17 protein-coding genes are annotated in these 19,067 nt (G+C 74.0%); 7 read left to right on the top strand and 10 right to left on the bottom strand.

Annotation, left to right across the window (positions count from 1 at the left end):
- Positions 1–14 precede the first annotated feature (14 nt).
- On the top strand, positions 15–218 hold the full coding sequence (locus ACFVGO_RS26175) for a cold-shock protein (RefSeq protein ID WP_188301247.1): 204 nt from the start codon (positions 15–17) through the stop codon (positions 216–218).
- 267 nt (positions 219–485) lie between these two features.
- Here ACFVGO_RS26175 and ACFVGO_RS26180 read toward each other — a convergent pair whose 3' ends face one another.
- On the bottom strand, positions 486–1,832 hold the full coding sequence (locus tag ACFVGO_RS26180; protein WP_359902214.1) for a dicarboxylate/amino acid:cation symporter: 1,347 nt from the start codon (positions 1,830–1,832) through the stop codon (positions 486–488).
- Positions 1,833–2,300: 468 nt separating this feature from the next.
- Here ACFVGO_RS26180 and ACFVGO_RS26185 point away from each other — a divergent pair, with 468 nt between their 5' ends.
- A complete protein-coding gene (locus tag ACFVGO_RS26185) occupies positions 2,301–3,509 on the top strand; it encodes an MFS transporter (protein ID WP_380538410.1) in 1,209 nt (402 codons plus the stop codon).
- A gap of 73 nt (positions 3,510–3,582) precedes the next feature.
- On the opposite strand, the gene ACFVGO_RS26190 is transcribed toward ACFVGO_RS26185, so the two are convergent.
- From ACFVGO_RS26190 to ACFVGO_RS26205, 4 genes are all read right to left on the bottom strand, one after another.
- A complete protein-coding gene (locus ACFVGO_RS26190) occupies positions 3,583–4,725 on the bottom strand; it encodes a LacI family DNA-binding transcriptional regulator (RefSeq protein ID WP_380634370.1) in 1,143 nt (380 codons plus the stop codon).
- 29 nt (positions 4,726–4,754) lie between these two features.
- Positions 4,755–5,099 (bottom strand): DUF4229 domain-containing protein, encoded by a 345-nt coding sequence (locus ACFVGO_RS26195; RefSeq protein ID WP_359902206.1) that lies wholly within the window; start codon positions 5,097–5,099, stop codon positions 4,755–4,757.
- Positions 5,100–5,209: 110 nt separating this feature from the next.
- Complete coding sequence (locus ACFVGO_RS26200; RefSeq protein ID WP_380634372.1) at positions 5,210–5,737, bottom strand: GNAT family N-acetyltransferase; 528 nt, start codon at positions 5,735–5,737, stop codon at positions 5,210–5,212.
- A 76-nt stretch (positions 5,738–5,813) separates the two neighbouring features.
- Positions 5,814–7,130 carry an MFS transporter gene (locus ACFVGO_RS26205; RefSeq protein ID WP_359902200.1) on the bottom strand — a complete coding sequence of 439 codons (1,317 nt, stop codon included), beginning with the start codon at positions 7,128–7,130 and terminating at the stop codon, positions 5,814–5,816.
- A gap of 120 nt (positions 7,131–7,250) precedes the next feature.
- Here ACFVGO_RS26205 and ACFVGO_RS26210 point away from each other — a divergent pair, with 120 nt between their 5' ends.
- Positions 7,251–8,234 (top strand): GlxA family transcriptional regulator, encoded by a 984-nt coding sequence (locus ACFVGO_RS26210; RefSeq protein WP_380634375.1) that lies wholly within the window; start codon positions 7,251–7,253, stop codon positions 8,232–8,234.
- A gap of 403 nt (positions 8,235–8,637) precedes the next feature.
- On the opposite strand, the gene ACFVGO_RS26215 is transcribed toward ACFVGO_RS26210, so the two are convergent.
- Complete coding sequence (locus ACFVGO_RS26215; RefSeq protein WP_359902194.1) at positions 8,638–9,111, bottom strand: ATP-binding protein; 474 nt, start codon at positions 9,109–9,111, stop codon at positions 8,638–8,640.
- Between the two features lie 689 nt (positions 9,112–9,800).
- On the opposite strand from ACFVGO_RS26215, the gene ACFVGO_RS26220 reads away from it, so the two are divergent.
- Both ACFVGO_RS26220 and ACFVGO_RS26225 read left to right on the top strand, forming a co-directional pair.
- Positions 9,801–10,367 (top strand): sigma-70 family RNA polymerase sigma factor, encoded by a 567-nt coding sequence (locus ACFVGO_RS26220; RefSeq protein ID WP_359902191.1) that lies wholly within the window; start codon positions 9,801–9,803, stop codon positions 10,365–10,367.
- Entirely contained in the window at positions 10,364–11,578 is a 1,215-nt protein-coding gene (locus ACFVGO_RS26225; RefSeq protein ID WP_380634377.1) for a zf-HC2 domain-containing protein, read from the top strand. Before ACFVGO_RS26220 ends, ACFVGO_RS26225 begins: the two co-directional genes overlap by 4 nt.
- A 102-nt stretch (positions 11,579–11,680) precedes the next feature.
- Here the strand turns inward: ACFVGO_RS26225 and purU are convergent, their stop codons facing one another.
- The gene (gene purU / locus ACFVGO_RS26230; protein ID WP_359902185.1) at positions 11,681–12,547 is read right to left on the bottom strand and encodes a formyltetrahydrofolate deformylase; all 867 of its coding nucleotides are present in this window, start codon (positions 12,545–12,547) and stop codon (positions 11,681–11,683) included.
- A 110-nt stretch (positions 12,548–12,657) separates the two neighbouring features.
- Positions 12,658–13,173, bottom strand: a complete 516-nt coding sequence (locus ACFVGO_RS26235; protein ID WP_380351887.1) for a hypothetical protein — start codon at positions 13,171–13,173, stop codon at positions 12,658–12,660.
- Between the two features lie 174 nt (positions 13,174–13,347).
- On the opposite strand from ACFVGO_RS26235, the gene ACFVGO_RS26240 reads away from it, so the two are divergent.
- On the top strand, positions 13,348–14,649 hold the full coding sequence (locus ACFVGO_RS26240) for an ABC transporter substrate-binding protein (RefSeq protein WP_359902179.1): 1,302 nt from the start codon (positions 13,348–13,350) through the stop codon (positions 14,647–14,649).
- 93 nt (positions 14,650–14,742) lie between these two features.
- Here the strand turns inward: ACFVGO_RS26240 and ACFVGO_RS26245 are convergent, their stop codons facing one another.
- Together ACFVGO_RS26245 and ACFVGO_RS26250 are read right to left on the bottom strand one after the other, a co-directional pair.
- Positions 14,743–15,981, bottom strand: coding sequence for a hypothetical protein (locus ACFVGO_RS26245; RefSeq protein ID WP_380634380.1), 1,239 nt, complete (start codon positions 15,979–15,981; stop codon positions 14,743–14,745).
- Positions 15,982–16,230: 249 nt separating this feature from the next.
- A complete protein-coding gene (locus ACFVGO_RS26250) occupies positions 16,231–17,607 on the bottom strand; it encodes a transcriptional regulator (protein WP_359902173.1) in 1,377 nt (458 codons plus the stop codon).
- A 306-nt stretch (positions 17,608–17,913) separates the two neighbouring features.
- On the opposite strand from ACFVGO_RS26250, the gene ACFVGO_RS26255 reads away from it, so the two are divergent.
- On the top strand, positions 17,914–18,627 hold the full coding sequence (locus tag ACFVGO_RS26255; RefSeq protein ID WP_359902170.1) for a bifunctional DNA primase/polymerase: 714 nt from the start codon (positions 17,914–17,916) through the stop codon (positions 18,625–18,627).
- Positions 18,628–19,067: the final 440 nt, after the last annotated feature.

The raw sequence follows: 19,067 nt of genomic DNA on the forward strand, positions 1-19,067 counted from the left end.
GCAAGGAGAACGGCATGGCTCAGGGAACCGTCAAGTGGTTCAACGCTGAGAAGGGCTTCGGCTTCATCGCCCAGGATGGCGGCGGCCCCGACGTCTTCGTTCACTACTCCGCCATCAACGCGAACGGCTTCCGTTCGCTGGAGGAGAACCAGACGGTCACCTTCGACGTCACCCAGGGCCCGAAGGGCCCGCAGGCGGAGAACGTCACCGCTGTCTGACCATCCTCTGATGTTCTGATCGCTCGGGACCCGTACGGGTCCGCCGGCGGCTCCCGACAGCCGCCACCATGAGCACAAGAGCAGTACCCAAGGGGGCCCGCCGGTCGGCGGGCCCCCTGCCTTTTCGAAAGCCCGTCCCGGGGCGGAAGTTCGGGCACGGAGCGAAGGAATGCGGAAAGGGCCCTCTCCCGTCACCGGGAGAGGGCCCTTTCCGTCATGGCGGTCGAACGTCCCCTCTGGCGTTCGACCGCACGTTCTGCCTCCGCGTCAGGCCGCGACCGGGGTCGCGCCGCCCTGGCCGGCGGCGACGGCCGGCTCCGGGGCCTCGTCGTACAGGTCCCCGGACGGGTTGTTGTACGCGGCGACGTCCAGGATCTTCTCCCGGGCGGCGACCACGATCGGCACGACGACCTGGCCGGCGACGTTGGTCGCGGTGCGCATCATGTCCAGGATCGGGTCGATGGCGAGCAGCAGGCCGACGCCCTCCAGCGGCAGGCCCAGCGTGGACAGGGTCAGCGTCAGCATGATGATCGCGCCGGTGAGGCCCGCGGTGGCGGCCGAGCCGACCACCGAGACGAAGGCGATCAGGATGTAGTCCTTGATGCCCAGCTCGATGTTGAAGACCTGGGCGACGAAGATCGCGGCGACGGCCGGGTAGATCGAGGCGCAGCCGTCCATCTTGGTGGTGGCGCCGAACGGCACGGAGAAGGACGCGTACTCGCTCGGGACGCCGAGGCGCTCGGTGACGCGGCGGGTGACCGGCAGGGTGCCGACCGAGGAGCGGGAGACGAAGGCCAGCTGGATCGCGGGCCAGGCGCCCTTGAAGAAGTGCAGCGGGTTGAGCCCGGCGGCGAAGCGCAGCACCAGCGAGTAGACGACGAACAGCACCAGCGCGCAGCCGAGGTAGATGTCCAGGGTCAGCGTGGCGAAGGGCTTCAGCAGGTCCCAGCCGTACTTGGCGACGGACTTGCCGATCAGGCCGAGGGTGCCGAGCGGGGAGAGCCGGATGACCCACCACAGCGCGGTCTGGGTCAGCTCCAGCACGGACTCGCTGAGCTTGAGGACCGGCTCGGCCTTGGCGCCGAGCTTGAGGATCGCCGCGCCGACCACGACCGCCAGGAAGACGATCTGGAGCACGTTCACCTTGGTGAAGGAGTCGACGATGTTGGTCGGGAAGATCCCGGTCAGGAAGTCGATCCAGGTGCCCTTGGAGTCGAGCGCCTTGAGGCCCTCGGTCTTCAGGTTGGTGCCCTCGCCCGGGTTGGTCAGCAGACCCAGGCCGATGCCGATGCCGACCGAGATCAGCGAGGTGATCATGAACCAGAGCAGCGTGCGGGTGGCCAGGCGGGCCGCGTTGGTGACGTTGCGCAGGTTGGCGACGCTCACCACGATCGCGGTGAACACCAGCGGCGGGACGGCCAGCTTGAGCAGCTGGACGAAGATCTTGCCGATGGTCTCCAGGGTGGTGGCCAGCCAGGAGATGTCGGCGGCGCGGGCCAGGTAGCCGAGGCCGACGCCGAGCACGAGGCCGGCGACGATCTGCACCCAGAAGGGCGTCTTGCGGATGCGGGCGAGCACGGACGGCGACGAGGTCGCCTCGGGCGCTGTGGACATGGGGGAGCGTCTCCGGGGAGGGCGTTGCTGACGGTGAGGTGGGGGCGGAGCGGGCGGCACGGCGCGGGGCCGGACGGGAGGGTCGGGCCCCCGGTCAGGGGCGTGCCGCCGCGGTACAGCTCAGGGCAGCACAGCGCATGGCGCGACAAGGGCGCGGGCTGTCCACAGCACCGGTCAGAGCACACGGGCGGGCGGCGGCGGGCAGGGGGCCCGGGCCGTGCATCCGCAGTGCGTCTGAGGCTGTCATGGCCGATACGTTAGCAGTAAAGGTTTGAGATGTTCAAAGTACTTGTTTGAGGTCACGCAGCGCACACGCCTCCCGAGGCCCGCCATCGGCCCGAACTCCGGACACGAACGAAGCTGACGCCCCATCAGGCCTGCTCGGCGACCCGATTGACCGCTGAGCAGTTATACGTATAACTTTGACGGCGTCCCTGCCCCTGCCTGCCCAACCGGAGAGGACGGCCGATGGGCTACCTCGCCCTGCTCCGTGCCCCGCACGTCACCCGCCTGCTGCTCGGCACCCTGCTCGGCCGCCTGCCCGCCGGCATGACCGCCCTCGTCATCGCCCTCGCCCTGCGCGACGCCGGGGTGACGTACGGCCGGGTCGGACTGGCCACCTCCGCCTACGCGATCGCCGCCGCCGTCGGCGGCCCGGTGCTCGGCCGGATCGTGGACCGCACCGGACAGCCGCGCGTCCTGCTCGCCTCCGCCGTGGTGGCCGGCGGCGGGTACGCGCTGCTCGCCCTCGCCCCCGGCTCCGCGCTCGGTGCGCCGATCGGGGCCGCGATCGCCGGTCTCGCCATGCCCCCGCTGGAACCCTGCCTGCGCTCGCTCTGGCCGGACGTGGTCGAGGAGAAGCAGCTCGACACCGCGTACGCCTTCGACTCGGCCGCCCAGCAGATCCTCTACGTGGCCGGTCCGCTGGCCGTCGCCACCATCTCCGGGCTGTTCAGCCCGGTCGCCGCACTCTGGGTGGCCGCCGGGCTCGGACTGGCCGGCGCGCTGATCGTCGCCACCGCCGGGCCCGCCCGGGCCTGGCGCGCCCCGGCGCAGGAACGGTCCGCCGGACTGCTCGGGCCGCTGCGCTCCCCCGGACTGGTGCTGCTACTGGTCGGACTGGCCGGGGCCGGCTGGGCGGTCGGCGCGCAGAACGTGCTGTTCATCGCCTACGCCGAACAGCACGTCGGCACGCTGCCCGGCGGCGGAGGCACCCTGCTGGCACTGGCCGCGCTCGGCGGCCTGCTCGGCGCGCTCGCCTACGGCGCGGTCACCTGGCGGCAGACCACGGCCACCCGCACCTGGGTGATGGCCCTCGCGATGGCCGCCTCCTACCTGCCGCTGGTCACCCTGCCCGGGCCGTACCCGATGGCCGCGCTGGCCTTCCTCTCCGGGGTCATGCTGGCCCCGCTGCTGGCGGCGGCCTTCGTCCTGGTCGCCGAACTGGCGCCGACCGGCACCGTCACCGAGGCCTTCGCCTGGCTGGTGACGCTGTTCGCCACCGGCAACTCGCTCGGCTACGCCGTCTCCGGCAAGCTCGCCGAGGACTCGCTGCGCCCGGTGGCGCTGTGCGCGGTGGGCGGGATCGCACTCGGCGGACTGGTGCTCTTCGGCGCCCGGCGCTGGTTCCACCCGGTGCCGCTCGCCCCGGCCGCCCGGCCCGTCCCGGTGGGCTGACCCACCCCCACGAACGACTGCGCCCGCCGGTGGTCTGGCCGACGGGCGCAGTCCTGCCACCGGTGACGGACCGTCACCGCCCGGTCGGGGCCGTACCGGCCGGCGCCGTGGAGGAGCGCAGCACCAGCGAGGTGGCCAGTGGCGCGACCGGCGCCACCCGTTCCCCGCGCAGCAGGGCCGCCAGCGCGGCCGCGCCCGCCCGGCCCAGCTCCTCGCCCGGCAGGTCGACGGTGGTCAGCGGCGGGGCGAGCAGCGCGGCCACCGCGACGTTGTCCATGCCGACCACCGACAGGTCCTCCGGCACCCGCAGCCCCAGCTCGGCGGCGGCCTGGTAGACCCCGGAGGCGACCACGTCGTCGTCGCAGATCACCGCCCGCGGCCGGTCCGCCCGCTCCAGCAGCCGGCCCGCGACGGTCCGCGCGGCCCGGTGGCCGTCGTTCAGACTCACACCCAACTCCACGACGTCCAGGTCGAGTTCACGGACGGCCTGCTCGAAGGCGGCCTGCCGGACCCGGAAGGTGTAGGCGGAGTGGCTGGAGCGCAGCCGGCCGATCCGGCGGTGGCCGAGCGCGGCCAGGTGCTCGACCGCGGCACGCATCCCGCCGGCCACGTCGAGCTCGACGGTCGGCCGCGCCCGGTCGGTGCCGGGGTCGGCGTCCAGGAAGACGGCGGGGGTGTCGGCGGGCAGCTCACCGAGCTGGCTGTCGTCCGGGGAGCAGATCAGCAGGCCGTCGAAGCGGCCGGCGGTGGCGGCCTCGGCCAGGGTGGCGCTGCCCCAGCCGGAGCTGACCACGACGGCCAGGCCGTTGCGGCCGGCCTCCTCGTGGACGCCCTCCAGCACCCGGCCGAAGAACGGGCCCTGGAGGTTCGGCACGGCCAGCAGGATCATCCCGCTGCGGCCGAGCCGCAGCTGCCGCCCGGCCGCCTGCGGGCGGTAGCCGAGGCTGCGGGCGGCCTCCCGGACCCGTTCCCGGGTGGCCTCGGAGACCCGCCGGCCGGCCTCGGCGCCGGAGAAGACCAGGGAGACGGTGGCCTGGGAGACCCCGGCGAGCCGCGCCACGTCCCGCCCGGTGGGGCGGCGGACGGGTGCCGGCCAGGTGCCGAGCGCCCCCTCGGAGGACGGTTGCCCGGCGGACGCCGCCTCGACGGACGCCCCCTCGGCGGACGGCTGCCCGGCGGGCGGCTCGGGCGGCTCGGAGTCTCGGGTGGCGGGCACGGCGGTTGCGCTCCGGGGCCGGGCCCCGGTCAGTTCTGGCCGGCGGTGGCCGAGCGGGCGGCGTCGTCGGCGGCGTCCTCCTCGGCGTTCTGCGCGGCGATCCGGTCGGCGGTACGGCTGCGCATCCCGGAGACCTTGCCGCTGATCTGCGTGGACATCTCGTCGCGCTGCCTGCTCAGCAGCGCGTAGCTGAGCGGCGCGGAGGCAATCGCGGCCAGCAGGAACAGGAAGATCATGCCGGCCTCACCGCTGACCGGGATGACGCCGAAGTGCCCGAGCAGCAGGGCCACCAGCAGGCAGCCGAGGAAGATGCTGACCCGCAGCGAGGTGTAGCGGAGCGTGGCGTGCGACTTCTCCGGGCCGTTGCTGGTCACTCGACACGTCCTTCTTCGTTGCGCTGGGGCGGGTTCTCCAGTCAAGCATGCCTGACGGCCGGAGCGGGGCACGGGGCACCCGATCCGGCCCGCGGCCCGGCGGGCGGTCGTCAGCGCAGGTCGAGCCAGAGGGTGATGTCGTCCCGGTCGTCCCCGGCGGCGACCCGGATCGCGGCCGGCACCCGGCCGACCTCCCGGTAGCCGCTGCGGGCGTAGAACCGCTCCAGCCCGAGGCCGCCGCGCGCGGTGAGCCGCAGCGACTCCAGGCCCCACTCCCGGGCCGTCCGCTCGGCCTCGGCGAGCAGTCGGGCGCCGTGGCCGAGGCCCTGGAAGTCGGGGTGCACCATGACCCGCTTGAGCATCCGCCAGTGCTCCATGAGGTCGAAGCGCATCGACTCGAAGAACAGCACGCCGACCAGCCGGCCCGTCGCGCTCTCGTGCGCGACGAGCAACCGGTCCGGGCCGTCCGGTCCGACCCCGGCGAACTGGCGTTCGGCGGTGTCCCGGACCTCCTCCTCGGTGACCGGCGCCACGAAGCCGACCGCCCCGCCGGCGTTGGTGACGTCGGCCCACAGCCGGACGATCTCCGTCCGCAGATCGGGGTCGAGCTCGGGGTCCAGGGTGAAGGTGAGCGCCATGGAGCGGAGCCTAGACGTCCGGTACGACGGTCCCACCGGGAGGTCCGGCGCCGCCCCCGGGCGCGCGGACCGCCCGTCACGGGAGGGCCGGCACCGCCCGGTCGGCCCGCCCGCCGCGCAGCGCCAGGCAGAGCCCGACCGCGACCGCGCACAGCGCGCCGGCGCCGTACCAGGTGAGGTCGTAGTTGCCGAGGGCGTCACGGGCCAGCCCCGCCAGCCCGGCGACGACGGCCGCGCCGATCTGGTGGGCGGCGAGCACCCAGCCGAAGACGATCGGGGCGTCCTCGCCGAAGTGCCGGCGGCACAGCGCGACGGTCGGCGGCACGGTGGCCACCCAGTCCAGGCCGTAGAAGATCACGAAGGCGAGGATCGGCGGCTGGAGCGATCCGGCCAGCAGCTGCGGCAGCAGGAGCAGGGACAGGCCGCGCAGCCCGTAGTAGACCGTCAGCAGCACCCGGGAGTCGACCCGGTCGGTGAGCCAGCCGCTGAAGACGGTGCCGAGCACGTCGAACACGCCGATCAGCGCGAGCAGGCTCGCGGCGGTGGTGACCGGCATGCCGTGGTCGTGCGCGGCCGGGATGAAGTGGGTGCCGACCAGGCCGGCGGTGGTGGCGCCGCAGATCGCGAAGGAGCCGGCCAGCAGCCAGAACGCCCGGACGCGCGCGGCGTTCCGCAGCACCCGCAGCGAGCGGGCCAGGGCTCGGCCGTCGGTGACCGTCGCGGCCGGGGCCTCGGTCGCACCGTACGGGAGCAGGCCGACGTCGGCGGGGCGCTCGCGCATCAGCAGCAGCACCGGCACGGCGACGGCGCTGGCGGCGAGCGAGACCACGACCACGGCCGAACGCCAGCCGTGCTGCTCGACCAGCCAGGCGCCGATCGGCAGGAAGACCAGGTTCCCCGCCGCTCCGGCGGCCGTCAGCACTCCGGTGACCAGGCCCTGGCGGGCCCGGAACCAGCGCCCGGTGATGGTGGTGGCGAAGGCTCCGGCCATCGAGCCGCTGCCGAGGCCGACCAGCACGCCCCAGCAGAGCACCAGTTGCCAGGGCTCGCGCATCAGCATGGTCAGCCCGGAGCCGACCGAGATGGTCAGCAGCGCGCAGACCACCACCAGGCGCACCCCGAACCGGTCCATCAGGGCGGCGGCGAAGGGGGCGGTGAGGCCGTAGAGCGTCAGGTTGACGGAGGTGGCGCTGGAGATCGTCCCGAGCGACCAGCCGAACTCGTTGTGCAGGGCGTCCATCATCAGGCTCGGCGTGGAGCGGAAGCCGGCCGAGCCGAGCAGGACGAGCAGGGAGACGCCGGCCACCACCCAGGCGTAGTGCACCCGGGGGCGCTTGGCCGGGTCGGGCGGCTCGGAGCGGGATGCGGGGGCGAGGACGCTGCGTTCGGTCACGCGAACGAGTGTTCCGGGCCGCCCGGGACCGGACGAGTGGCCTGAATGACAGCTTTCGCAAGATTCGGGCCATGGCCCGCAGTACCCTGGCCCGGACCCACCGACGCCCGAGGGGACGGCATGGCACACCTGGTCGCGGTACTCGCCCTGGAGGGCGTGATCGCCTTCGAACTCGGCATCCCCGCCCGCATCTTCGGCGGCGCCAAGGATCCGGCCGGACGGCCGCTGTACGAGGTGGCCACCTGCACCCTGGACGGAGGGCCGGTCACCACCAGCGCCGACTTCCGGGTCATGGTCGACCACGGGCCCGAACTGCTGGAACGGGCGGACACCGTACTGATCCCGGCCTCCGCCGACTCCGCTCCGGCCGTCGCCGACGCCTGCTTCACCCCGTCCCTGGCCGCCGCGCTGGCCCGGATCCGGCCCGGCACCCGGCTGATGTCGATCTGCACCGGCTCCTTCATCCTGGCCGCCGCCGGCCTGCTGGACGGCCGCCCGGCCACCACCCACTGGCGCTACACCGAGCGCTTCGCCCGGCTGTTCCCCAAGGTGCGGCTGGACCCCGACGTGCTCTACACCGACGACGGCGACATCCTCACCTCCGGCGGGGTGGCCGCCGGGGTGGACCTGTGCCTGCACGTGGTGCGCCGCGACCACGGCAGCGCGGTGGCCAACGCGGTGGCCCGCAACTGCCTGGTGCCGCCGTGGCGCGAGGGCGGGCAGAAGCAGTACGTGGAGGCCCCGAGCCCGGTGGACTCCGGCGGCAGCGGCACCGCCGCGGTGCGCGCCTGGGCGCTGGAGCACCTGGACCGGCCACTGGCGCTGCGGCAGCTCGCCGACCGGGCGGGGATTAGCGTACGGACCTTCACCCGGCGCTTCCGCGAGGAGACCGGCGCCAGCCCCGGCCAGTGGATCACCACCCAGCGCACCGAGCGGGCCCGCCAGTTGCTGGAACGGACCGATCTGACGATCGACCAGGTCGCCCGGGAGTCCGGCTTCGGCACCGCCGCCTCGCTGCGACTTCAGCTGCGCGGCCGGCTCGACGTCGCACCGAGCGCCTACCGGCGCACCTTCCGCTCCCTCCCGGAAGGCCGCGCTTCCTGAGCGCGGCCCGGCGACCGCCCGACCGGTGGCCGGATCCCGTCGCGCGCCGGCGGCGGATCGGATGGCGGCAGGCCGCGCCCACCCCGAGCACGGTACGGCAGGCCGCCATCCAACCCCGGCGCGCGAGCCCTGATCCCGCGCCACACCCTCCGCACTCGCCGAGGAGCGGCCCGTGACCGGCCGTCCGCGGTCCGCCCTGCCGGCACGAATCCCCTGGACAGCGGCACCGCGGCGGTGGACGGACGTCCCCTCGGCGTCCCCTCGCGACGGAGCGCCGCACCCAAGCGTGATCAGTCGGATACGTCACGTCAATGGGTAGTCCGAAATTCGGAATGGTTGCGTCACCTTTCGGCCGGTGATCAGCACCGTGATCGGCACGGTCCGACGGCCGCCGCGAAAGCCGCTATTGCGCCAAAGCCGCCCAGTCCACGTCGGCCAGCGGATCCGCGGGACGGGCGTCGCTGCCGATCTCGCACCAGACCCGCTTGCCCGAGTCCTCCGGGTACCAGCCCCAGCGCTCGCAGAGCAGTTCGACCAGCTCCAGGCCGCGCCCGTTGGTCGCGTCCTCGTCCGCGCCCGCGTGCCGCGGCGTCGGCGCGGCCCGGCTCGCGTCGGCGACCTCCACCCGCAGCGGGGCGGCCGGTCCGCCCTCCTGCGGGCCGTCGGCCACCGGCAGACAGAGCCTCAGCACGGCCGGACAGCCGGTGTGCACCACGGCGTTGGTCACCAGCTCCGAGACCACCAGCACCACCGTCTCGGCCATCGGCGCGTCCGGGTCCACCCCGTGGTTCAGCAGCCGCGAGCGCACCCACCGGCGGGCCCGGCCGACCTCGGCGGGGTCAGCCTGCACCGCCAGCTGTACCTGAAGAACCTGCACCGCTCCACCACCCGCACTCGCAGTTCGGCCATAGTCCCGATCGGGCCGGATCGGCCGGCGGGCCCTCGCACGTCGCCCGGCGCCACCCGAGCCGTGCCCGGGCGCCCGCCCGGTCTGTCCGTCCGCGCCCACTCGCCCGCGCCGTCTCGTCGGTCGGGCACCCCGCCGCGACACGAATACGCCTCAGGATGGGCGGGGGGACGGACCGCAGCAAGCGCTTCGGGCATATTCCGGCGATCGGGCGACAGCGCGGTGCATACTGTCCCGCTCACTCTCGCGAGGCTCGTACCGGTGATCGTCCGTCCCGGGCCGACCCGCCGGTCCCGCAGTCGGGAACCTACCGCCGTGCGCCCCGCGCACCCCGCCCGCCACTCGCGAACCACCCGTGCGACATGTGTCCGACGGCCCTCGAACAGTGGCATCGGCGGACGGGTCCCACCGGCCGACCGTCGTACCGTCCGACGATCCGGCCGCGGGAGGACGACCCGGCCGGGCGAGGGACCCCGGCGAGGATCCCGGAGGGATCCGGGCCGAGGATCCGGGCGAGGGATCCGGGCCGGGAGGCACATCCATGAGGAGGGGTGATCCGCCGGGAACGGTTCCGTTCTTGCCGCAATCGCCCCCGGCGCCGCCCGGCCGCAAGATACCGTTGGGTAAGCCAGCGAACCCGGTCAGGAGGGTGGTTCCCGATGGCCACCCCGGAGCGGACCCCGCGCTGGGACGAGCAGTTGCAGCGCCGCCTCGCCCGCGGCGAGGAGACGGCGCTCGGCGAACTCTACGACCAGCTCGCACCGATGGTGCACGGCCTGGCCGGACGGATACTCGCCGACCAGGCCGCCGCCACCCAGCTCACCCGGGAGGTCTTCGCCCACGTCTGGGAGCACCCCGAGGACTTCGACCCCGACCGGGGCACCCTGCGCTCCTGGCTCGGCGCGCTGACCCACCACCGCGCGGTCGAACGGCTGCGGGCCCGGCGGGCCGCCGAACTCGCACCGGGCGCGGAGGCCGAGATCCGCGCCGTGGCCACCGCCGCGAGGATGCAGTACGTGGTCGACTCCCTGCCCCAACCCCTGCGTGAGACCATCGCGGTGACCTACTACGACGGCCGCACCTACCGCGAGACGGCCCGACTGCTCGGCATCAGCGAGCAGGCCGCCAAGCAGCGGATGCGGCTCGGTCTGGAGCTGCTGGCCACCGAACTGGCCGACGAACGCGCCCGCCAGGACGGCACCGGGGACGGGAACGGGGAGACGTGAGCGGCACTGAGGAGCGGCACGACGCCCTGCGCTCGATGCTCGGCGCGTGGGCCCTCGGCGCCTGCCCGGCCCGCGAGGCCGCCGAGTTGGAGCAGCACCTGCGCGACTGCCGGGAGTGCGCCGAGGAGGCGGCCCGGCTGCGCGAGGCGGCCGGCTGGCTCTCCCTGGACGAGCCGCTGGACCAGCCCGGCTCGCTGCGCCAGCAGGTGCTCGACTGGTGCCTGGCCCGCCGGCCGGCCCAACTGCCCGTCCCCGCCTGGGGCATGCCGTACACGGCGGAGACCGCCAAGCTCGACGCGCTGCTGCGCGACCTCGGCCCGGAGGAGTGGCAGGAGGTGGCGGAACTGCCGTGGCACGGCGGCACCGAGCGGCTGCGCCCGGCCGAGGTGCTGGGCCACCTGACCGCGGTGGACGGCTTCCTGGCGCTGGCACTCGGCCTGCCCGACCCGGTGCCGGCCGCTCCGGGCCCGCCCGCCGCACCGACCGGGCGGCGGGTGCCCCCGCAGGAGCCGGCCGCCGGACCGTCCGGACCGTCCGTGCCGCGCGTCCCGCCGCAGGGCGGCCGGTACGCCGGGGTCACCGCGCGCACCGCCCGGCTGATCACCGACCAGGCCGGCCTGGCGCCGCAGTCAGTGCGCTCCCGCTGGCGGCGGCAGGCCCACGACCTGGTGCGCAGCGCCGCGCTCGTGCCGCAGGGCAACACCCCGGTCGACTACGGCTTCGCGGTGCTGCCGCTGCGCGACGCCTTCGTGGACCGCGCCTTCGAGTGCTTCGTGCACGGCGAGGACGTGGCCCGGGCGGTCGCCTACCCGTACGACCCGCCGACGCCGCAGCACCTGCGGCAGATGGTGGAGCTGGTGGTCCGGCTGCTCCCCCGGGCGCTGGCCGGGCTGCGCGCGGCCCGGCCCGAGCACGCCTGGGCGCCGGGTGCGCCGGAGGGCGGGGCCCGGACGGCCCGGCGGGTGCGGCTGATGGTCGACGGCCCGGCGGGCGGCGAGTGGCTGATCGCCCTGGACGGCGACGGCGCCGCCGTCGGCAGCGGCGGGCCGCCCGGCGGGGAGCCGGTGGCGTCGATGGTGCTGGACGGCCTGGAGCTGTGCCAGCTGGCCGCCGCGCACCGCGACCCGGACCGGCTGCCGGTCGGCGAGCACGGCGACCGGGCCGCGGTCCGCGAGGTGCTGCACGCGCTCCCGCTGCTCTCCCGGCCGTAGCGGCCCGCCGTCCGCGCGAACGCCTACGCGAAACGCCTGCGCGGAGCGGTCACGCGAAACGCCTGCGCGGAGCGGTCACGCGGAACGACCCGCGCGGAGCGGTCACGCGAAGACGACCGTACGGGTCCCGTCCAGCAGCACCCGGTGCTCGCTGTGCCACTTCACCGCGCGGGCCAGCGCCTGGCACTCGACGTCCCGGCCGAGCGCGACCAGCTGGTCGGGGCTGACGTCGTGGGTGACCCGGGCCACCTCCTGCTCGATGATCGGGCCCTCGTCCAGGTCGGCGGTGACGTAGTGCGCGGTGGCGCCGATCAGCTTCACGCCGCGCGCGTGCGCCTGGTGGTACGGCTTGGCGCCCTTGAAGCTCGGCAGGAAGGAGTGGTGGATGTTGATCACCCGGCCGGACAGCTCGGTGCACAGCCGGTCGGAGAGCACCTGCATGTAGCGGGCCAGCACGACCAGTTCGACGTTCTCCTCGGCGACCAGGTCGAGCAGCCGCTGCTCGGCCTCGGCCTTGGTGTCCTTGGTGACCGGGATGTGGTGGAACGGGATGCCGTAGCTCTCGGTCAGGTCCCGCAGGTCGGTGTGGTTGGAGACGACCGCGGCGATCTCCACCGGCAGGGCGCCGATCCGGGTGCGGTAGAGCAGGTCGTTCAGGCAGTGCCCGAACTTGCTGACCATGAGCACGATCCGCATCCGCTGCTCGGTCGGGTGGATCTGCCAGTCCATCCCGAAGGAGGCGCCGATCGCGGCGAAGCTGGCCCGCAGCTTGTCGGCGGTGACCGGCTCGGGGGCGGAGAAGTGCACCCGCATGAAGAAGAGCCCGCTGTCACCGTCCCCGAACTGCTGGCTGTCGATGATGTTGCAGCCGGTCATGAAGAGGTAGCTGGAGACAGCGTGGACGATGCCCTGCTTGTCGGGGCAGGACAGCGTGAGGACGTACTGGGCGCTGACCGGCTGCTGTTCCACTGGGAGTTTCCCGTTCTGAGGTCGTGACGTGCGTGGATGGTCCAGCGTGTCACATCCCGGACACCCGCCGCCCCGCTGCCCGTACTGCGGGACGGCGGCGGTCCGGCGGGTCAGAGCCGGGTGAGGATGCGCAGCACGTCCAGCGACTTGGGCGACGCGTCCGGGTCGTCCCCGTCGCCCGAGGCCAGCACGACGTGCGCCTCGCGGGCGGCCCGGACGGTCTCCGGCCAGCCGGGGTGGCCGAGGTAGGCGGAGGCCGGCGCGTCCGCACCGACCTCGTGCAGCATCTGCACGGCCCGCAGCACCGCGACGTCCACCAGCGCGGCCTCGGCGGAGTCTCGTAGGACCGTCCCGATGTACTTCTCGGCCGACCAGCGGTCCAGCCAGGTGTCCTCGACGAGGCGGTAGACGGCGTCGGTCACGTCGCCGTACCCCTCCCGGCCGGTCAGCCAGGTCTCCTGCTGGAAAGCGGGGTCGGACAGCATGTGCAGCGCCGAGCGCAGTCGGGCTCGCCAGCGCCACCAGGGCAGGTCGTTGAGCGGCATGCCGCCCATCGTGCTGGAGCGGTGACCCGGACGAGAAGGGTTTCGGGCGGACCGATACGAAGAATCTGTGCTGGCGGACATGGTGAACGATCGTACGTTCCCCCTCTGTTCGTGCTCCACTCGCGATCTACACGCGTACCACTCCGGATTTCGGCGGCCGTTCGCCATCCGTTCGCATTTCTGCCCTCTCGGCTTGTGACGCCGGGGCTTGGCTTGCTCCGGTGCGCCGGAGTGCGCCCCAGAGAGGGAAAAGCGATGACCAGCCGAAGGGACTCCTTCCAGGCCCGTCCCCCGATCGTGCGGCGCCGCCGCCGACGCCCGATCGCAGCCGCCGCCACCGCCGCGGCCCTGCTCCCCACCCTCTTCTCGGCCTCCGCGTGCGGCGGACCGGCCGATGCCTCGACCACCGGCGACGACCTGACCGTGATGACCTGGGCCCCGGCCGGCACGGGCTCCGCCGACCGCCCGGGCATGACGGCGCTCGCCTCCGCCATCGGCCAGGACGTCAACGCCAAGGGCGGCGTGAACGGCCACCGGCTGCGCGTGATCACCTGCAACGAGCACAACACCGCGGACGGTGCCCGCGCCTGTGCCCAGCAGGCGGTGGACGCCAAGGTGGTCGCCGTGATCGGCTCCTACAGCCAGTGGGGCGAGGCGTTCATGCCGGTGCTGGAGCGCGCCGGCATCCCGCTGATCGGCGGCTACGGGCTCTCCCAGCCGGAGTTCTCCAGCCCGCTGTCCTACCCGGTGGACGGCGGCATGCCGGCGCTGATCGCGGGCAACGGCCGCCAGCTGGTGGACGCCGGCTGCCGGACCGTCTCCCTGGTCCGCCCGGACACCCCGGCCGGCGACAACCTGCTCGGCTACCTGGGCACCGCCCTGCGGCCGGCCGGGATCAAGCTGACGGACGTCAAGGCGCCCGAGCAGTCCTCCGACTACACCCCGGTGATCCGCAAGGCGATCGGCAAGGACGAGCCGGGCAACTGCATCACCAGCGCCCTGGCCGCCGAGCCGACCGGCAACCTGCTGGACTCCTACCGGCGGCTGAACGCGAAGAACACCCGGATCGCCTCGGTGATCGGCAGCGTCCAGCAGTCGGTGGTGGACTCCACCGGCGGCGACGCCGGCCCGCTCGGCGGCGCCTACGTCACCAGCTGGTACCCGCCGGAGTCGGCGAAGATCTGGGACGGGCTGCGCGCGGTGGTGCGCACCGACACCACCGGCGGGCACCCCATCGACGTCTCCGACCCGGGCGTGCAGACCACCTGGGTCGCGTACGAGGTGTTCCGGACGGCGGTGCAGAAGCTGGCGGAGGGCGGCCGGACGGTCACCCCGAAGACGGTCTCCTCGCTGCTGGACAGCGGGGAGGGCATCGACGTCGGGATCACCCCGCCGCTCAACTGGGGCACCACCAACATGCTGCCCAGCGGCGGGTCGCCGCGGCTGGTGAACACCTGGGTCACCTACCAGGTGGTCAAGAACGGCCGGATGACCCTGCAGCAGCCGGGCTTCGTGGACATCCGCTGGGCGCTCACCGGGGGCCGTCCGCCGGCCTGACGCGGACCGCCCGGGGCGAGAGAGAGGGACGGGCCTTTGCGGCCCGTCCCCCTCGTCGTTCAGGAGCCGCTGTCCCTCGTCGACCGTCGTCGCTCAGAGGTCGCCGTCGCTCCGGTTGGGCAGTCCGGTCTGGGCGGCGATCGCGTTCCAGAGCGTGGCGGCCTGCTTCTTCGCGGTGGTCGCGGTGCCGCTCGCCTGGACGGCGTTCTTGTAGTGCTGGTTGTCCTGCTTCTTCGCGTCGCAGGAGCCCTGCGCGTCCTGCGCCCAGAGCGCGTACTCGTCGTCGGCCTGGGCCGAGGCCGTCCAGGCCGCGTTGAGCTGGTCGACCAGCTGCTGACCGCCGGGCAGCTTGTCGGCCTTCAGCTGGCCGAGCTTGCTCTGGAGCTCGCGCCGCTTGCCGGCCGCGGCCGTCAGCGCCTGCTGGGACTCGGGCAGCTTGTCGCACTTCTGCACCGAGGCGACCGCGGAGACCACCGAGCTGCGGCTGTCGCTCGCGGTGCCCAGCAGGTCCGACAGCGGCTGCGCCTGGGCCTTGACCTCCGGGTCGACGGCGGCGCCGGAGCCGCTCGCGCTCGGCGCCCCGGGGGTGGTGGTGGCGCCGGCGGTGGCGGCCGCCGGGGTGCTCTTCTTGTCGTCCGTGGTCTCGTCGCCGCCGCTCATCAGGACGGCGACCAGGATGCCGGCCGCCGCGCAGCCCGCCACCACGCCGCCGATGATCAGCTTGTTGGACGAACGTCCGCCGCGTCCCGAGCCGCCCGCCCGGGTCGCGTCGGGCCCCTGGTCGTACCCCTGGCCGTAGTCCTGCCCCTGCTCCGGGGCGTAGCCCTGGTGGTGGTCCTGGGCCGGGTAGGCCGGCTGCGGCTGGGCGGCCGGCGGATAGGCCTGGTACCCCGGCGCGGGCTGCGGCTGCGGGTAGCCGGGCTGGGCCTGCGCCGCCGGGTAGCCGGCCGCCTGCGGGTCGCCGGCGGGGTACGGCGGCAGGTACTGGGTCTCCGGAGCCGGATCGGGCTGCGGGGCACCGTACCCGGGCTGCGGCGCGCCCCACGGGGCCCCCTGCCCCGGCATCGGCCGGCCCGGCAGCGAGTGCCCGGGCATCGACTGGCCCGGCGCCGGCTGCGCGGGCATCGCCTGGGTCGGCAGCGCGTGCGCGCCCTCGCCGAGGTACTCCGGCTGCCCGGACGGCTGTCCCACCGGCGGCACGGCCGAGTGGGCCTGCGGCTGGCCCGGCTGGCCCGGCTGGCCCGGCTGCCCCTGCGGCTGGCCGGGCTCGGGGCGGAACAGGTCGTCCAGGTTGAAGTCACCGGAGTTCGGGTACGAGCGGCGCTGACTCAACGCGATTCCTCACCTGTGCAGGACCGCGCACTGACGGCGGACCACATCTCGTCGGTTCTTGGGAGCATCACAGTTCCTTGGACGTCGCGCCCACGCTACCGGTTCGCCTCACCGGGTGACCACGTGGGCGGGACATCCGTCACGCTCCCTGCACAGACGATCCGCGACCGCCCAGGGCCCGGGCCGCCCCCGGGCCCGAGGCGCGGAGGCGGGCCCGCGCCCGGGGCACGGAAACCGGCCCGGCACGCCCTAGGCCGCCTCGGCGTCCGCGCGGGCGTGGAACTCCCGGACCACCCGCTGCTCCCGGTAGGGCTCCAGCCGGCGCCGGAACTCGTCCAGGTACTCCACGCCCCGGTTGGACCGCAGCCCGCTCAGCAGCCGGACCGCCTGGGCGCCCGTCTCGCAGGCGCGTTCCAGGTCCCGCTGCTGGAGCTGGGCGGTGGCCAGCAGGACGAGGTCCACCGCACGGCGCCGGACCCGGGTCGGCGGGTGCAGGTCGAGCGCCCGGCGGGCGTAGTGCTCGGCCTGGCCGGCCTGCTCCAGGTCCCGGTGGCAGTGGGCCAACTCGTCGGCGAGGTAGGCGTCGTCGAAGTGGGCGATCCAGTCCGGGTCGTCCTCCGGGCGGCGCCGCTCCATCATCTCCAGGGCCCTGGCCGACACCGTCTCGCAGGAGCGGGCGTCGCCGAGCAGGGCGTGGCCGCGGGCCTCGGCGGCGTAGAACATCGCCATCGCCGTCGGGGTGGCCACCGAGCGGGCGCCCTCCTGGGCGGCGCGGGCGAGTTGGGCGATCTCCCGCGGGTTGCCGAGGGTCGCCGCCAGGTGGCTCATCGAGGCGGCCAGCACGTAGCCGCCGTAGCCGCGGTCGTCGGCGGCCTGGGCCAGCCGCAGCGCCTGGATGTAGTAGCGCTGGGCGAGGCCGGGCTGCCCGGTGTCCACCGCCATGTAGCCGGCCAGTTCGGTCAACCGGGCCACGGCGGCGAAGAGTTGGCGACCGGTCTCCTCCCGGTAGGCGCCGCCGAGCAGGCCGGAGACCACCGAGTTGAGGTAGTGCACCACCACCGGGCGCACATGGCCGCTGCCGAAGCGGTGGTCCAGGTCGACCAGCATCGTGGTGGTCGCCCTGATCGCGGCCACGTCGGTCGGGCCGACCCGGGGGCCGCCGGCCCGCGCCACCACCGGGTCCGGCGGGGTGATCAGCCAGTCCCGGCTGGGTTCCACCAGCGCGGAGGCGGCGACCGTCGCGCCGGTCAGGAAGTCCCGCCGGCCGACGTCGCTGCGCCAGAGTTCGCAGACCTGCTCCAGGGCGGCACCGATGGTCGGCGCGAACTGGAGCCCGATGCCGGAGCTCAGGTTCTTGCCGTCCGCCATGCCGATCTCCTCGACCGACACGCTGCGGCCGAGCTTGCGGCCCAGGGCCTCGGCGATCACGGCCGGCGCCTGCCCGCGCGGCTGCTGCCCGCGCAGCCAGCGGGCCACGGAGGTCTTGTCGTACCGAAGGTCCAGCCCGTGCTCGGCACCGCAGAGGTTGACCCTCCGGGCCAGGCCGGCGTTGGAGCAGCTGGCCTCCTGGATCAGTTGCTGCAGACGCTCGTTGGGCTGTCGTGCGACGAGTGGTCTCGCGGCCATTGGGCTTCGCCTCCCCACACCCTCCGGTCCCGGCCGGCGGGCGACGATTCTGCTGATCTGTTGCCGACTGTCCGACCGTCCAAGGAATCTGACACCAGGTTAGCGATCAGCAACGCCAGCGGGATACCCACGGTGACGAACCGCACCCCCCTTGCGCCCTGGGAAATGCTCCTGTGCGCCCCCACTGCGCCTGCCCTCGGCCCCACCAACTCGGTCGACTAACCGGAACGGGTGACATTGCCGGGATGCACCCAACCGGGCGCCATCGGGCCGTAACCAGCCTCACACACGGTAGTTGAGTACCCCGTGGAAGACATCCCCGACGCCTCGGACCGGAACGAGAAGGCCGCTCCACCCCCCTTGCTCGTCGAAGCCGTCGGCTACGCCGAGAACCGCCACTGGGAGGTGGCCCCGGGCGCCTGGCTGATCGACGACGGCGGCGGCGGTGTCCGCTGCTCCTGCGGGGACCGCCGCTGCACGCTGCCGGGCGCCCACCCGCTGGACGCGGACTGGGCGCGGACGGCGAGCGCCGGTCCCGGCGCGGTGCGGAGCTGGTGGACCGACCGGCCCCGGGCGTCGATCCTGCTGCCCACCGGGCGCTCGTTCGACGTGCTGGACGTCCCGGAGACGGCCGGCTGCCTGGCGCTCGCCCGGATGGAGCGGATGGACCTCCAGCTCGGCCCGGTCGTGGTCCAGCCCGCCGCGCCCGGGCGGATCGGGCGGCGACTGCACTTCCTGGTCCTGCCCGGGGCCGCGGCCAGGCTCCCGGAGATGCTCCGCCGGCTCGGCCGGCCGCCGGGCCGGCTGGACCTGGTCGCCCGGGGCGAGGGGGACTGGACGGTCGCCCCGCCGTCCCGGATCGGCTCCCTCGGGTACGCCCAGTGGGCCCGCTCCCCCTCCGCGCTCAACCGCTGGCTGCCGGACGCCGCCGAGGTGATCGGCCCGCTCGCGTACGCCTGCGCCCGAGAGACGCCCCCGGTCCGCGCCGGCCGGGCCGCCCGGCCGGCGCCGGTGGGCTGAGTTCCGCCGTTCCGCCCGGCCCCTTCAACGGCCGCCCTCCGCCGATCGGGTGAGGGTGCGCACCGCGCGACACAACGCGCGCGAGTGACGGGCCTTGTCTCCCACCGGGGACGGGGCCCGTCATACGCATGTCCGGATAAGGCTTCCGTGTACCCGCTGGTCAACGGGAGAAGCCCCTCGTACGAGTGACGGCACTCAAGGATTGCCATGATCGGCCGAGGGGAGGAATTGCGGTGTGTGGGGACGCCGGCAGGGGCGCTCGGACGGGGAAGCCGGGCGGCGGCGACGGAGGGGAAGCGGGAGGGGAACAGGAGGGGACGGGAGGGAACGGGGAGGCGAGGGGGGGCGCTGCACGTCGGGGAAAGGGACCCCCTCGCTTTTTTTTTCTCTTGCCTCCCCCCTATGTGTGGCAAAAAGACTCTGCGAGTGCTTTTCCCCCC

Origin of the sequence: Kitasatospora sp. NPDC057738 (assembly GCF_042798815.1) — a bacterium.
In the GTDB taxonomy this organism is placed as follows: domain Bacteria; phylum Actinomycetota; class Actinomycetes; order Streptomycetales; family Streptomycetaceae; genus Kitasatospora; species Kitasatospora lactacystinica.